The following is a 14,438-nucleotide window of genomic DNA, read 5'->3' as shown; positions in this document are numbered from 1 at the left end:
CTGCCCCCGCCTGTCGAGGGGGCGGGGGGGCATTCATCGGGAGTTTCGGGTGGCGTTTTTCGCGATCGTTGTCGTCGTCCTGGCCGGGCTTGGCGTGCTGTGGTGGCTTGCCGGGCGACGGCGGGCGCCGTCCCACAGCGCCGCCCGTCACGCCGTGCCCGTCCGGGTGGACAGAACGGCGCATCGGGCGAGTGCCGAGTTCAGCCCGCCGCCGACCGGTATTTCCCCAGACGGGCAGCCCGACGCATCGGTTGGGCACAGCGCGGCGCCGCCCCCGGAGGTACAGCTCCTCAACGACGACACGCTGACGCCTCAGGTGGCGCTGGCGCTGACGGCGCTCGCCGATTCCATCCCGCGCCCGCGCAGCGTGATGCTGCAACTGCTGCAGGCGGGCGACGATCCGGTGGAGGTGGCGCGCGTGGTCAGCACCGACCCCGCCACCGCGGCGCTGCTGCTGCGCACGGTCAACTCGGCGCAGTTCGGCCTGGCGCGGGAAATCACCAGCGTGCAGCACGCCATTACCTACCTTGGCGCCAATCTGGTGCGGGACGTGGCCACGCATCACGCCATGGCCATTCCGGTCGACACGCGCAATCTCGCCGCGGAGCGCATCTATCAGGGTCTGTGGCGCGACAGTTATCTCGCGAGCGGCATTGCCCAGGCGCTCGCGCAGCGCTTTGGCTGGCCCTCACCGTCCGTGTTGTCGACACAGGCGCTGCTGTTTCGCCTGGGGGACGTGGCGCTGGTGCTGCACCAGCCCGAGTTGGCCGCGCTGTACAACGCCGATCCGGACCTGTCGGTGCTGGTGGACCAGACGCAGCAGGCGCTGGGTTTCAACGCCGCCATGGCCGGCACGCACCTGGCGCAGGTGTGGGGCCTGCCGCGGGCGATTGGCGAGGTGTTGCGGGGCAGCCTTGCGCCGCTGGTCGGCGGCCCGCTGGACGACGAGCAGCGCCTTGGCGTGACGGTGGGGTATTTCTCGACCCGCCTGGCTCAGGCGCTGTCCCGTCAGGTCGATTTCGACCTGACGGCCGCGCTAGGTGCCTTGATGGAGCGCGCCGAGGCGCACTACCTGCCGCGGTACCTTGCCGCCATCAACTTGCCCGATCCGTTGCTGGCGCTGGCCGAGCCTGCGGTGGAGCGCCGTCTTGCGGGCCTGGTCGCCCGGCGTTGATGCGGGCCTGACCCCACCGAGCGAATCAGAAAAAGCGCCGCTTCAGGCCGAACTGCTGAATGATGGTGGTCGAGATTTCCTCGATCGACTTGTGGGTCGAATCCAGGTGCGGGATGTTCAGGCGCTGGTACAGGCGCAGCGCCTGGCGGGCCTCGAACTGGCACTGCGCGAGCGACGCGTAGCGGCTGCCGGGGCGGCGCTCCTCGCGAATCCGGTGCACGCGTATCGGGTCGATGCTGAGCCCGAACAGCTTGCTGCGGTGCGGCGTGAGCGACTTCGGCAGGGTCTGGTTTTCGAGGTCGTCCTCGGTGAGCGGGAAGTTCGCCGCCCGGATGCCGAATTGCAGGCTGAGGTACAGGCTGGTCGGCGTCTTGCCGGAGCGCGACACGCCGATCAGCACGATGTCGGCATCGGCCAGGTGCTTGCCGTCGACGCCGTCGTCGTGGGCCAGCGTGAAGTTGATGGCCTCGATGCGCTCCTCGTACTCGGTCGACTCGGGCGCGCCCTGCGCCTGGTCGGTGTTGTGCGAGGCGGGCACGCCAAACGCCTGCTCCAGCGGCGCGATGAAGGCCTCCAGCACGTCCAGGCACAGCACGCCGGAGCGGCGGATGATGGCGCGCACGGCGGCGTCGTCGATGCTGCACAGCACCACCGGGGCGAGACCCAGGCGCGTGGCGGTGTCGATGCGGTCGACCACCTGCCTGGCCTTGGCCTCGGTGTCGATGAACGGGATGTCCACGCGGTCGATGCCGGTGTCCGGGAAATGCGCCAGCAGCGCCTCACCCAGCCGCTGCACGGTGAGGCCCGTCTGGTCGGAAATGAAAAAGACCATCCGGTTCATGGGCCGCTCACCCGTCAGCCGCCGCTGCTGCGCACCGTGAGCCGGTCGCCGGGCTGTAGCGGCCGCGTTTTCAGGCCATCGTTCCAGCGCTGCAACTGCTCAAGACTCACGCCGAAGTTCTGTGCAATGCGCCAGGCGGTGTCGCCCTGGCGCACGGTGTAGGTGTCCCGGCGGCTGGCGTCGGCGACGGCGGTGGTCTCGGCGGAGCGGTACACGGACACCGTTTGTCCGGCCGCAATCCGCCCGCCGGCAAGGGCGGGATTGCAGGCCGTGATCCGAGACACGTCCACCTGGTAGCGGCGCGCGATCGCCCACAGCGTCTCGCCGGGCCTCACCCGATGCACCACGCGCTCGCCATCGCAGCCGCGGGCCGGCCCCGGCCGCGTGTCGGCGGCGTACACGACCGGTATCAGCAGATCCTGATCCTTGCGCAGCATGCCGGTGTGCAGGCCGTTGGCCTGTCGCAGCGCGGCAATGCTGACCCGGTACTTGCTGGCGAGGCCGGTCAGGGTCTCGCCCGGCTGCACCTTGTGCCGTCGCCACTGGACGCGCCGCTGCGGCAGGTCGCCGGTCGGCCGGGGCGGCGCCACCGCTACGCGCGGCAGGGTGGCGATCGCCTGGCGTGCCTGCTCGGCTGCGTCGACCGGCACCAGCACGCGATGCGGGCCGCCGGGCGGCGTGTTGCCGCCGTTGTAGCCGCCGTTCAGCGCCCGGATGTCGTCCGGGCTCAGGTTCTCGACCGCGCCGAGCAGATCCAGGCGAATCGGGCCGTGCACGTCGACGGTCGTGAAGTAGGGTTCGTTCGGGATGTCCGGCAGGGTGATGCCGTACCGCTCGGGGTTGTCCACCAGGCGCCTCAGCGCCATCAGCTTGGGCACGTAGCAGCGCGTCTCGTTGCGCAGCGGCAGGTCCAGAAAGCCGGCGCCGCGGCCGGCCGTGCGGTTCGCCTCGCACATGCGCGAGATGTAGCCCGGCCCGCCGTTGTAGGCAGCGAGCGCCAGCGTCCAGTCGCCGTTGAACTGCTGCGCGAGCGTACTGAGATAGTCGAGCGCCGCGCGGGTCGACTCGATCACGTCCCGCCGCTGGTCCACCCAGGCGGTCTGCTGCAGGCCGTAGTCCTTGCCGGTCTCGGACAGGAACTGCCACAACCCGACCGCGTTGCTGCGCGACACGGCGTGGGACTGAAAGCCGCTCTCGACGACCGGCAGCAGGGCCAGTTCGGACGGCAGCTCGCGGCGCTCGATCTCGTTCAGGATATGGAACAGGTACCGGCCGCTGCGCTGCAGGGAGTTCTCCAGAAACAGCGGGTGGTCGAGGTACCAGCGCAGCTCGACGTCGATCTGTGGGTCGGGCGGGGCGTCGATGGCAAAGCCGACGCGCAGCCGATCCCAGATGTCCGTGATCGGCAGCACCTGACCATCAAGCGCCGCCCGGCGCGCCGCCGCGCGGGCGGCGAGGCTGTTCGGGTCGGACATGGGGCGGTGAGCGCTGTCGCGTCGGGCGCTTGCGCCGCCGCCGCCGCTGGCGCAGCCGGCAAGGCCGAGCAGCCACAATGCGATCAGCAGCCCGGCGAGCACGTGCATGCTCCGGCGTGGATAGAACGACGAGGAGGACATGGCGGCAGTTTAACCGCTGCCTGCCGGCACACAGCCAGGCCGAGTAGGCCCGGTGTACGCCCCAGCCCGGGACGGTGTGGTGTCGGCAGCGGGCTCGGCCGTCCGCGAGCTCATGATGCGGCGCAACCCTCCGGCCCCGGGCCCTGCGCTAAGGCTTGGCAAATTGGGCGACCTGCGGTCTTGCCGGACGTTACCCGCTGATTGAGTAGCACGCAGGATTTGGAGTCCAACCCAGACCGAAGGGGGCGGGGCGTGAAGAAGCGGTAAAGCGAAGAGCAGACCATCGGGTTGCTGCAGGAAGCGGACATTGGAGTTTCGGTCAGGGACCTGCGCCGCCGGCACGGGTTCGTGGCGCATCAATCGAGGCTGGCGGCAACGATGCGCCTCCTGCGTCGACACATCCTGAAGTCCTTCAGTTCTCCGGCCTGCCCGGCCTCACGCGTCGTACCCCACATTCGGCGCCAGCCACCTTTCCGCCTGCGCCTGCGTCCAGCCCTTGCGGCGGGCGTAGTCCTCCACCTGGTCGCGGCCGATGTCGCCGACGCCGAAGTAACGCGCCTTGGGGTGCGCGATGTACCAGCCGCTGACGGCGGCGGTGGGCAGCATGGCGAAGTGTTCGGTGAGCCGCATGCCCGCGTTTTTCTCAGCGTCCAGCAGTTGCCACAGCGTGGCTTTTTCGGTGTGGTCGGGGCAGGCGGGGTAGCCGGGGGCGGGGCGGATGCCTTCGTATTGCTCGGCGATGAGGGCGTCGTTGTCGAGTGACTCGCCGGCCGCGTGGCCCCAGATTTCCGTGCGCACGCGCTGGTGTAACCGCTCGGCGAGCGCTTCGGCCAGCCGGTCGGCGAGCGCCTTCAGCATGATGGCGTTGTAGTCGTCGTGCGCGGCTTCGAAGCGGGCGACGTGTTCGTCGATGCCGATGCCGGCGGTGCAGGCAAACGCGCCCAGCCAGTCGGCGACGCCGCTGTCGCGTGGCGCGACGTAGTCGGCGAGGCACAGGTTCGGCACGCCGGCCGGCTTTTCCTGCTGCTGGCGCAGGTGGTGCAGCGTGGTGAGCACCGTGCCGCGCGTGGCGTCGGTGTACAGCTCGGTATCGTCGCCGCGCGCGTTGGCCGGGAACAGGCCGATAACGGCGCGGGCGCGCAGCCAGCGCTCGTCCACGATGCGCTTGAGCATGGCCTGGGCATCGGCGAAGAGCTGGCGCGCCTGCTCGCCGACGATGGCGTCGTCGAGGATCTTCGGGTACCGGCCGGCGAGTTCCCACGCCTGGAAGAACGGCGTCCAGTCGATGTACGGCAGGAGTTCCGCGAGCGGGTAGTCCTCGAACACGGTGATGCCGGGCTGGCGCGGCGTGACCGGCCGGTAGCCGGCCCAGTCCGTCACAAAGGCATTGGCGCGGGCCTTGTCGAGCGACAGCAGCTTGCTGCGCTGCCCGCGCGCGGCGTGGCGCTCGCGCAGCTGCACGTAGTCCTCGCGCGTCTGCTGCACGAAGGCGCTGCGAAGGTCCGGCGAGATGAGGTTCTGCGCCACGCCGACGGCGCGCGAGGCGTCTTTCACGTACACGGTGGCGCCTGCGAACGCCGGCGCGATCTTCACCGCCGTGTGCGTGCGGGACGTGGTGGCGCCGCCGATCAGCAGCGGAATGTCCATCCCTTCGCGCTGCATCTCGCTCGCCACGTGCACCATCTCGTCGAGCGACGGTGTGATCAGGCCAGAGAGTCCAATGATGTCCACCTGCTGCTCGCGCGCGGTGCGCAGGATGGTCTCGCACGGCACCATCACGCCAAGATCAATGACCTCGAAGTTGTTGCACTGCAAGACCACGCCGACGATGTTCTTGCCGATGTCGTGCACGTCGCCCTTGACGGTGGCCATCAGGATGCGCGCCTGGGCGCGGGCGGTGCCGTCCTTTTCGGCCTCGATGTAGGGCAGCAGGTACGCGACGGCCTTTTTCATCACCCGCGCGCTTTTCACCACCTGCGGCAGGAACATCTTGCCGGCGCCGAACAGGTCGCCGACCACGTTCATGCCGTCCATGAGCGGGCCTTCGATGACCTCGATCGGCCGCGCGAAGGCGTGGCGCGCGGCCTCGACGTCCTCGTCCACGTAGTCGGTGATGCCGCGCACCAGCGCGTGTTCGAGACGCTTCGCGACCGGCAGCTCGCGCCAGGCGAGATCCTGCGCCGGGCCGGACGAGGCCGCGCCGCCGCGGTAGCGCTCGGCGATTTCCAGCAGCCGCTCGGTGGCGTCCGGACGGCGGTTCAGCACCACGTCCTCGACCCGCTCGCGCAGATCCGCGTCGATGTCGTCGTACACGCCGAGCTGGCCGGCGTTGACGATGCCCATGTCCATGCCGGCCTTAATGGCGTGGTACAGGAACACCGTGTGGATGGCCTCGCGCACCGGCTCGTTGCCGCGGAACGAGAACGACACGTTGCTGACGCCGCCGCTGATCTTGGCGTGCGGCAGGCGCTGCTTGATCTGCCGCGTCGCCTCGATGAAATCGACCGCGTAGTTGTCGTGCTCGGCGATGCCGGTGGCGATCGCGAAGATGTTGGGGTCGAAGATGATGTCCTCGGGCGGGAAGCCGACTTCCTTGGTCAGCAGCCCGTAGGCGCGCTCGCAGATGGCCACCTTGCGTGCGCAGGTGTCGGCCTGGCCCTGCTCGTCGAAGGCCATTACCACCACCGCCGCGCCGTAGCGGCGCACGCGCCGCGCCTGCTCCAGGAATGCCGCCTCGCCTTCCTTGAGGCTGATGGAGTTGACGATGCCCTTGCCCTGCCCGCATTGCAGGCCGGCCTCGATGACGTCCCACTTGGACGAGTCGATCATCACCGGCACGCGGCTGATGTCGGGCTCGCTCGCGATCAGGTTCAGGAACCGCACCATGGCCGCTCGGGCGTCGAGCATGCCCTCGTCCATGTTGATGTCGATGACCTGAGCGCCGCTTTCCACCTGCTGGCGGGCGACGTCGAGCGCGGTCTCGTAGTCGCCGGCCTTGATGAGGTTCGCGAAGCGCTTCGAGCCCGTGACGTTGGTGCGCTCGCCGATGTTGACGAACAGGCTGTCGTCGCGGATGTCGAGCGGTTCGAGCCCCGCCAGGCGCAGCACGTGGCGCGGCGCCGGCAGCGGGCGCGGGGCGATGCCGGTGACGGCATCGGCAATCGCGCGGATGTGGTCCGGCGTGGTGCCGCAGCAGCCGCCGACGATGTTCAGCATGCCGTCCTGCGCCCATTGCTTGAGGTGCCCGGCCATGAACTCGGCCGTCTCGTCGTAGCCGCCAAACGCATTCGGCAGACCGGCGTTCGGGTGGGCGCTCACGCGGCACTCGGCCACCTGCGCGAGCTCGTGCACGTACGGCCGCAGCAGCTCCACGCCGAGCGCGCAGTTGAGACCCACCGATAGCGGCTGCACGTGCGCCACGGAGGCGTAGAACGCCGCCGCCGTCTGGCCGGACAGGGTGCGCCCGGACGCGTCCGTGATGGTGCCGGAGATCATCACCGGCAACCGCGGGTGGCCGGCCGCGAAGTGGCTCTCGATGGCGTACAGGGCCGCCTTGCAGTTCAGCGTGTCGAAGACGGTCTCGACCAGCAGGATGTCGGCGCCGCCGTCGATCAGGCCGCGCAAAGCCTCGGTGTAGTTCTCCACCAGCTCGGCGAAGGTGACGTTGCGAAAGCCGGGGTCGTTCACGTCCGGCGACACCGACGCCGTGCGGCTGGTTGGCCCGAGCACACCGGCCACGAAGCGCGGGCGTTCGGCGGTGCCGAGTTCGTCCGCCACGCTGCGCGCGAGGCGAGCGCCTTCGCGGTTCAGCTCGTAGACCAGATCCTCCAGCCCGTAGTCGGCCTGCGAGATGGCGGTCGAGTTGAACGTGTTGGTCTCGACGATGTCCGAGCCGGCTTCGAGGTAAGCCCGGTGGATGCCCGCGATCACGTCCGGCCGGGTCAGCGTCAGCAGGTCGTTGTTGCCCTTGAGCTCACGGCCGAAGTCCGCGAAGCGCGCGCCGCGGTAGTCGGTTTCCGTCAGGCCGTGACGCTGGATCATGGTGCCCATGGCGCCGTCCAGCAGCAGGATGCGTTCGGCGAGTTGCCGGTGGAGCAGGGCGGTACGGTCGGTCATGGCGGCAAGGCGGGCGGTCGGCTGGGCGCGGGATTGTAGCGTGCGGGTCCTGGGCTACCCGGACGCCAAGCCCGCGCCCGCCTGCGTCTAGGGGCGATGCTTCCCGGACGGTTTTCCGGCGGTGATGACTTCCCACGGCGCGACGCCGCCGGGTACCACGGCGAACAGCGGGTGCACTTGGGGTGGCAGGTGCTGATCGATCTGCGCGAGCCAGTCCGGGGCGCGCACGCGCAGCTTGGCGACGAGGTGCTCCCACTCGTAGGCGAGCTGCCCATCGCTCACAACCAGTGCGGGTGCCGTCTCAGGACCGCGGATCTTCGACACGTCGAAGCGATAGCCGCGGCGCGTGGCTTCCGCGTGCACCGGCCACAGGTAAGCGGCGATGGCACCGAGTGGATCGGCGCATTGCTGAAACCGTTGCAGTTGCGGATGATGGCGGTAGCCGCGCGTCTCGCCGTGCAGCACCGCCTGCGCCAGCAGCGTTTCGCGCCACAGCGCCACCAGACCCGTGGCATCGAGGTAACGCGGATGCAGGGACCACACGCGCATGGTCAGTCGCTCCCCGCCGCATGAAGCCGGGCCGACAGCAAGTCCGGCACCTGTTCCAGGTTGGCGAGGATGGTGACGCCGGGTGGCGGGCGCTTCAGGCGCTGCGCGGCCCGACCGCCGCACCACAGCTCGACGTCAGCCGGCAGATCCAGGCGCAGTTGCCGCACACCGATGCGCACCGCCCCCGGGTCGAAGTACTCCGAAAACGACAGCGCGACGATGTCGGTCTCGAAGGCGCGCGCGGCGGCGACGATCTGGCTTTGCGGCGTCTGCGCGCCGAGCAGGACGCAGGCCGCGCCCTCCAGGCGCAGCCGCGCCATGGCCAGCATGAGTCCGAGCGTGTGCGGTTCGCCGGTCAGGGTGGTGAGCAGCACGCGCGGCGTCTGGGCACCGGCCGGCAGTTGCGACACGGTTTCCCGCAGCACGGTGTCGAGCTGCGCCGAGAAGTGGTGTTCCTCGAACACTTCGAGCTCGCCGCGCGCCCAGCCGTCGCCGACGCGTTCCAGCATGGCGGCGGCGGTGTTGCACACGAACTGCCGCAGACCTTCACGCAGCACGCGCGCCCGCAGCTCCTGCCGCAGGCCGGTGTCGTCATGGCGCTTGATGAGCGCTATCAGCGCCCATTCGGCGTCGGCGTGAACCAACTGCCGAGCGGCGGCCTGCTCCAGTTCGTCGCCGCTCAGCGTCAGCACCTGACCCGGACGCATGCCCTGGTCCAGCAGGCGGCGCATCTGCCGCAGTCGCGTCACCTGTTGCGCGGGATAGCGGCGCTCGCCGCGCGGGCTGCGCACCGGCTGCGGGAAGCCGTAACGCCGCTCCCACATCCGCAGCGTGTCCTTGGCGATGCCGGTTTCGAGTGCCAGGGCGGCAATTGACAGATGTGTTTTTTCCATTTGTCCAAGGCAAAAAGTTGACAACCGGAAAATCGGCGCCTAATTTTGGCGCGAATTTCATATTTGTCCAGGACAAAATTTCGGGGTGGCGTGATGGCCGCGCCGGATCCGGTGGTTCAAATCAATGGCTTTGACGACTCACCCTGCTGACGACTCGCATCCCGGCGCCGCTGCGGCGCCGTTTGACGTGCTGATCGTCGGCGCCGGCCTGCATGGCGCGCTGATCGCGCTGGCGCTGCTGGACGCGCAGCCGGGGCTGCGTCTTCGGCTGATCGAGCGCGACCCGCAGCCGGCCGGCAACCACACCTGGTGCTTTCACCGTGGCGATGTGCCGGCGGCCGTCGGCGGCTGGTTCGGGCGACTGCCGATGACAACCTGGCCGGGTTACCGGGTGGCGTTTCCGGGCTTCGAGCGGACCGTGGAGCTGCCGTATTGCGGGCTGGGTTCGGCTGATCTGGCCGTGCATCTGCGGGATGTTTTCAGCGCCAGCGCGGCGGCGCGGCTGCTGACCGGCAGCGAGGTGACGGTGGTCGATCAGAACGCCGTGCGCTTTGCCGACGGTCGTGTGCTGCGCGCCGGGCTGGTGATCGACGCCCGCGGCGGCGGTACCGTGGGCGCGACTGGCTATCAGAAGTTCCTGGGGCTGGAAGTGGAGCTCGCCGGCGACTGCGGGCTCGACCGGCCGCTGCTGATGGACGCCTGCCTGCCGCAGGGACCGCAGTTTCGCTTCATGTACGTGCTGCCGTTCGGGCCGCGGCGGGTGCTGATCGAGGACACCGCCTTCGCGCGCACGCCGCACCTGGATCACTCCGCGCGGCGGGCGGCCATCCACGCCTACGCGGCCGCCCGTGGCTGGACCATCCGGGCTGTTGTGCGAGAGGAATCCGGCGTGCTGCCCATGCCCTGGCAGGCGACCGTGCCGGCGCCAGCGCTGCCGCTGAAGGTGGGATACGCCGGCGGCTGGTTTCATCCCGCGACGGGTTACTCCGCGCCGTGCGCGCTGCGCCTGGCGACGGTTCTTGCACGGCACTGGCGCGATCCGCTGCCGGCGCTCACGGCCGAGTGGCGGCGGCATCGGCGCCAGTTCCGGCTGGGTTTGCTGCTGAACGCGCTGGCGTTTCGCGGCTTTCGGCCGGACCTCATGTGGCAGCCGTTTGCGCGCTTCTACCGCCTGCCGCTTGCCACCATCGCGCGCTTTTATCGCCTGGAAAGCACGCCCCGCGACATCGCCCGGCTGCTGCTCGGCCGCCCGCCGCGCGGCTTCGGCAGTGCCTGGTTCCCTCGGCCCCACACCCAGGAGACGTCCTCATGAAACTGCTGGCGCTGGCTGCGGCGTCGGGTCCGGTGCCGGTTGGTCCGGGCCGCGGCCGTTCGCAGGTCGAGGACCCGCGTGAGCCTGCGGACGCCGCCGGCGTGGACCCGGGCAGTCTCGCGGCGTTTTTCGAGCAGCGCGTGAGTACCTTGCCGCCGGCTGCAGGCGTGTGCGAATCGGTGTGGCGCGACGCGCTCTACGCACCGCTCGCCGAGTACCTCGGGCGGTCCGGCAAGCTGGTGCGGGCGCGGCTCGTGCGGCACGGCTGGCAGCTTGGCGGCGGGCGCGGCGAGCCGCCACAGACACTGTGTCTGCTGCCGGAGATCCTGCACAGCGCTTCGCTGATCGTGGACGACCTGCAGGATGGCGCCGTGACGCGCCGAGGCGGCCCGGCGCTGCACCGGGTGATCGGCCCCGAGCGGGCGCTGAACGCCGCCAACTGGCTGTACTTCTGGCCTTACGGGCTGCTCGATGAGCTGCGCCTGTCCGCGGCGCGGCGCCGCGCGTGCGTGGAGCTGATCACCGCGACGCTGCTCGACTGCCACCGCGGTCAGGCGCTCGATCTTGGCGTGCAGGTGTGGACGCTGGCGCAGGACAGCGTGCCGGAACTCGTCGCCGAGCAGAGCCGCCTCAAGACCGGTTGTCTCACGGCGCTGTGCGTCGCGCTCGGCGCGGTGGCGGGTGGCGCCTCGGCCGCGCGCGTGGACGCGCTGCAACGCTTTGGCGAGCGAGTCGGCGTCGGCCTTCAGATGCTGGATGACCTCACCGCCGTGCTGGTGGCGGACCGCCACGACAAGGCGGGCGAGGACCTGCGCTGCGGCCGGCCCACCTGGGCCTGGGCGCTCGCCGCGCAACGCTGCTCGCAGTGGCAGTACCACGCGCTGGCCCGCGAGGCGCGCGCCGCTGTGGAGCGCGGCGACTGGCAGGCGGTGTGCGCGGAGCTGGCGACGTTGATCGGCGCCGATGCCCTGGCCCCGGCGCGTGCCGTGCTGAAGGAAGCGGGCGACCTGCTCGCGGCGCACGGGTTTGCTGCCGCCGCCGTGAGCGACGTGCGTGGCGATCTCGACCGCCTGGAGCGCGCGTATGGCTGAGGCCGGTATCAAGCAACGCGCAGCGGTGATCGGCAGCGGCTTCGGTGGCCTTGCCGCCGCCATCCGTCTGCAGGCGCGCGGCATCAAGACCACCGTGTTCGAGGCGCGTGCGCTGCCCGGCGGGCGGGCCTATGCGTTTGCCGAGCAGGGGCACGTGTTCGACATGGGCCCGACGCTGGTGACGGCGCCGCAGTGCCTGGAGGAGCTGTTCGCCATCGGCGGCGCGCGACTCGCGGATCGCGTCGAGCTGCTGCCGCTCGATCCGTTCTATCGATTGCAGTGGGAGGACGGCACGCGCTTCGAGGCGTTCGAGGACGCCGAGCGTCTCTCCGCCGAGATCGACCGCATCGCGCCCGGCGACGGCCCGGGCTACGCGCGCTTCGCTCGCTACAGCGAGGCGGTGTACCGCGAGGGGTACGAGAACCTCGCCGGCGCGCCGTTCGTGACGGCCGCCAGCATGCTGCGCGCGCTGCCGAAGCTGGTCACGCTGCGGGCCGAGCGCTCCGTGTACGGCGCCGTCAGCCGCTACGTGCGCTCGGACCACCTGCGCCAGGCGCTCTCATTCCACCCGCTGTTCGTCGGCGGCGACCCGTTCGCGACCTCGTCCATCTACGCGCTGATCAACCACCTCGAACGCACGCACGGCGTGTGGTTCGTGCGCGGCGGCACGCACGCGCTGGTGCGGGCCATGGTGACGCTGTTCGAGGAACTCGGCGGCGAACTGCGCCTGGCGTGCCCGGTGGAGGGCATCCGCCTCGACGGCCGCAGCCACCTCGTGCGCACGGCGGCGGGCGAGCAGCGCTTCGATCTGGTGGTCTCGAACGCGGATGTGATGCACACCTACCGCACGCTGTACGCGGACCACCCGCGGGCGGCGCGCATGGCGCGGCGGCTCGATCGGTCGCGCTGGTCGATGGGTCTGTTCGTGGTCTATTTCGGCACCGACCGGCAGTACCGCGACGACGTGCGCCACCACACCATCCTGTTCGGGCCGCGCTACCGCGAGCTGGTGCGGGAAATTTTCTACGGCCACGCGCTGCCGGACGACTTCAGCCTGTACCTGCACGCGCCGAGCGTGACCGATCCCGCGCTCGCCCCGCCGGGCGGCGACACGTTCTATGCGCTCTCGCCGGTGCCGCACCTGGGCAATGCCGACATCGACTGGGACCGCGTCGGCGCCGAGTACGCCGAGCGCATCCTGGCGTACCTCGAACAGCACGCCATGCCGGGCCTGCGCGCGCACGTCACCGTCAAGCGCTGGATGACGCCGCGCGATTTCCAGCGCGAACTCGGCGCCCACCACGGCAACGGCTTCTCGCTGGCGCCGGTGCTGTGGCAGAGCGCGTACCTGCGCCCGCACAACCGCGACCGGCACATCCCGGGCCTGTACCTGGTCGGCGCCGGCACGCATCCGGGCGCCGGCATGCCGGGCGTGATCAATTCCGCCAAGGCGGCCATGACGCTGATCGACGAGGATTTCCCGCGATGAGCGATGCCGTTGCCGCCGTCATCCATCAGCATTCAAAGAGCTTTTCGCTGGCGTCGCGCCTGCTGCCGGCGGCGGTGCGTGGCGACGTGGTGGCGCTCTACGCCTGGTGTCGGCGTGCTGATGATGCGGTCGATATGTCCGCCGATGGTTCGGTTGGATCGGGGGCGAGCCTCGCGCGTCTTACGGCGGAACTCGACGCCGTGTACCGCGGTGAGGCGAGTGACGACCCGATTCTTCTTGCGTTCGCCGGGCTGGTCGAGCGCTGCGCGTTGCCGCGCCATTACCCGCAGGAGCTGCTGGCCGGCATGGCGATGGATTTGGCGCCCGATCTGTACGCCGACGACGCGGCGCTGGCGCTGTACTGCTACCGCGTGGCGGGCGTGGTGGGGCTAATGATGTGCCACGTGATGGGTCTTGCCGACGATGCCGCGCTGCCGCAAGCGGCGTCTCTCGGCATGGGCATGCAGCTCACCAACATCTGTCGCGACGTGGCCGAGGACTGGCAGCGCGGGCGGCTGTACCTGCCGTACCGGGCGCTCGGCTTTGCGGACGAAGGCGCGGTGCGCAGTGCGCTCGCGCGGCCGCTGGACAATGCCCTCGCCGCGCAACTGCCGCGCGAGGTGCGCCGCACGCTCGCGCTGGCGGACGCGTATTACCGGCGCGGCCTTGGCGGCATCGGCGCGCTCGACTGGCGCTGCGGTCTTGCCGTGCGGGCGGCGGCACGCATCTACCGCGGCATCGGCGCGGCACTGGCGCGGCAGGGTTACCAGCCGCTTGCCGGACGCGCCTACCTGCCGGGCCGCGGCAAGGCGGCGCAGGTGCTGATCGCGCTCGCGCAGCAGCTTCGCGGCGGCTTTGCCCGCGCGCCGAAGGGCACGTCGAAGCGGGCGCCGCTGCGGGTACTCGAATTCGGAGCCGAGCTGTGTCTGCCGGGCGCGTGATGCTCGGCGCAGCGCTGCTGGCGGGGTTGGCCACGGAGGCGCATGCCATGGATGTCGAGGTCATCGCCCGCGGGCTGCGCAACCAGAACGGCAGCGCGCTGTTCGCGGTGTTTCTGGAACCGGCCGGGTTTCCGGGCGAGGGCGAGCGCGCCGCCTATCGTGTTGAGGCGCCAATCACCGGCAGCGAGGTGCGCGTGCGTTTCACCGATCTGCCGGACGATCGGCCGCTGGCGATAGCCGTGCTGCACGACGAGGACGGCGACAAGCGCATGGCGATGGGCTTTTTCGGCATTCCCAAGGAGGGCTTTGGCGTGTCCAACAACCCGCGCATCCTGTTCGGGCCGCCGAGCTTCAGGGATGCGCTGCTGACACCCAAGGCCGGCCAGCCGGTCCTCATCGACATGCGGTACTTCTGA

At 70.0% G+C, this 14,438-nt stretch carries 11 protein-coding genes; 6 read left to right on the top strand and 5 right to left on the bottom strand.

Annotation, left to right across the window (positions count from 1 at the left end):
• Positions 1-49: 49 nt before the first annotated feature.
• A complete protein-coding gene (locus AB7F93_RS11630; RefSeq protein ID WP_428303076.1) occupies positions 50-1,174 on the top strand; it encodes an HDOD domain-containing protein in 1,125 nt (374 codons plus the stop codon).
• 25 nt (positions 1,175-1,199) lie between these two features.
• Here the strand turns inward: AB7F93_RS11630 and ppsR are convergent, their stop codons facing one another.
• From ppsR to AB7F93_RS11605, 5 genes are all read right to left on the bottom strand, one after another.
• On the bottom strand, positions 1,200-2,015 hold the full coding sequence (ppsR, locus tag AB7F93_RS11625) for a posphoenolpyruvate synthetase regulatory kinase/phosphorylase PpsR (protein WP_428303075.1): 816 nt from the start codon (positions 2,013-2,015) through the stop codon (positions 1,200-1,202).
• A gap of 14 nt (positions 2,016-2,029) precedes the next feature.
• Complete coding sequence (locus AB7F93_RS11620; RefSeq protein ID WP_428303074.1) at positions 2,030-3,598, bottom strand: LysM peptidoglycan-binding domain-containing protein; 1,569 nt, start codon at positions 3,596-3,598, stop codon at positions 2,030-2,032.
• Positions 3,599-4,066: 468 nt separating this feature from the next.
• Positions 4,067-7,747 carry a methionine synthase gene (gene metH / locus AB7F93_RS11615; protein WP_428303073.1) on the bottom strand — a complete coding sequence of 1,227 codons (3,681 nt, stop codon included), beginning with the start codon at positions 7,745-7,747 and terminating at the stop codon, positions 4,067-4,069.
• A gap of 87 nt (positions 7,748-7,834) precedes the next feature.
• Positions 7,835-8,296, bottom strand: a complete 462-nt coding sequence (locus AB7F93_RS11610) for a pyrimidine dimer DNA glycosylase/endonuclease V (RefSeq protein WP_428303072.1) — start codon at positions 8,294-8,296, stop codon at positions 7,835-7,837.
• A gap of 2 nt (positions 8,297-8,298) precedes the next feature.
• Positions 8,299-9,189, bottom strand: a complete 891-nt coding sequence (locus AB7F93_RS11605; RefSeq protein WP_428303071.1) for a MerR family transcriptional regulator — start codon at positions 9,187-9,189, stop codon at positions 8,299-8,301.
• 124 nt (positions 9,190-9,313) lie between these two features.
• Here AB7F93_RS11605 and crtY point away from each other — a divergent pair, with 124 nt between their 5' ends.
• The 5 genes from crtY to AB7F93_RS11580 are packed head-to-tail and all read left to right on the top strand — an operon-like array spanning position 9,314 to position 14,438.
• Positions 9,314-10,501, top strand: a complete 1,188-nt coding sequence (gene crtY, locus AB7F93_RS11600; protein ID WP_428303070.1) for a lycopene beta-cyclase CrtY — start codon at positions 9,314-9,316, stop codon at positions 10,499-10,501.
• Complete coding sequence (locus AB7F93_RS11595; RefSeq protein WP_428303069.1) at positions 10,498-11,592, top strand: polyprenyl synthetase family protein; 1,095 nt, start codon at positions 10,498-10,500, stop codon at positions 11,590-11,592. The genes crtY and AB7F93_RS11595 overlap by 4 nt, the downstream gene beginning before the upstream one ends.
• Entirely contained in the window at positions 11,585-13,081 is a 1,497-nt protein-coding gene (locus AB7F93_RS11590) for a phytoene desaturase (protein WP_428303068.1), read from the top strand. The genes AB7F93_RS11595 and AB7F93_RS11590 overlap by 8 nt, the downstream gene beginning before the upstream one ends.
• Positions 13,078-14,022: a phytoene/squalene synthase family protein gene (locus AB7F93_RS11585; RefSeq protein ID WP_428303067.1), complete on the top strand. Its 945-nt coding sequence runs from the start codon at positions 13,078-13,080 to the stop codon at positions 14,020-14,022. The genes AB7F93_RS11590 and AB7F93_RS11585 overlap by 4 nt, the downstream gene beginning before the upstream one ends.
• Complete coding sequence (locus AB7F93_RS11580) at positions 14,004-14,438, top strand: DUF2141 domain-containing protein (protein ID WP_428303066.1); 435 nt, start codon at positions 14,004-14,006, stop codon at positions 14,436-14,438. The genes AB7F93_RS11585 and AB7F93_RS11580 overlap by 19 nt, the downstream gene beginning before the upstream one ends.

Origin of the sequence: Immundisolibacter sp. (genome assembly GCF_050250495.1) — a bacterium.
GTDB lineage: Bacteria > Pseudomonadota > Gammaproteobacteria > Immundisolibacterales > Immundisolibacteraceae > Immundisolibacter.
This window is presented reverse-complemented; position numbering and strand designations above follow the sequence as displayed.

Excerpts from the sequence above, each read along its gene's own strand:
- ppsR (WP_428303075.1), bottom strand. The coding sequence starts at position 2,015 with ATGAACCGGATGGTCTTTTTCATTTCCGACCAGACGGGCCTCACCGTG.
- metH (WP_428303073.1), bottom strand. The coding sequence starts at position 7,747 with ATGACCGACCGTACCGCCCTGCTCCACCGGCAACTCGCCGAACGCATC.
- AB7F93_RS11605 (WP_428303071.1), bottom strand. The coding sequence starts at position 9,189 with ATGGAAAAAACACATCTGTCAATTGCCGCCCTGGCACTCGAAACCGGC.
- AB7F93_RS11610 (WP_428303072.1), bottom strand. The coding sequence starts at position 8,296 with ATGCGCGTGTGGTCCCTGCATCCGCGTTACCTCGATGCCACGGGTCTG.
- crtY (WP_428303070.1), top strand. The coding sequence starts at position 9,314 with ATGGCTTTGACGACTCACCCTGCTGACGACTCGCATCCCGGCGCCGCT.
- AB7F93_RS11590 (WP_428303068.1), top strand. The coding sequence starts at position 11,585 with ATGGCTGAGGCCGGTATCAAGCAACGCGCAGCGGTGATCGGCAGCGGC.
- AB7F93_RS11585 (WP_428303067.1), top strand. The coding sequence starts at position 13,078 with ATGAGCGATGCCGTTGCCGCCGTCATCCATCAGCATTCAAAGAGCTTT.
- AB7F93_RS11595 (WP_428303069.1), top strand. The coding sequence starts at position 10,498 with ATGAAACTGCTGGCGCTGGCTGCGGCGTCGGGTCCGGTGCCGGTTGGT.
- AB7F93_RS11620 (WP_428303074.1), bottom strand. The coding sequence starts at position 3,598 with ATGCACGTGCTCGCCGGGCTGCTGATCGCATTGTGGCTGCTCGGCCTT.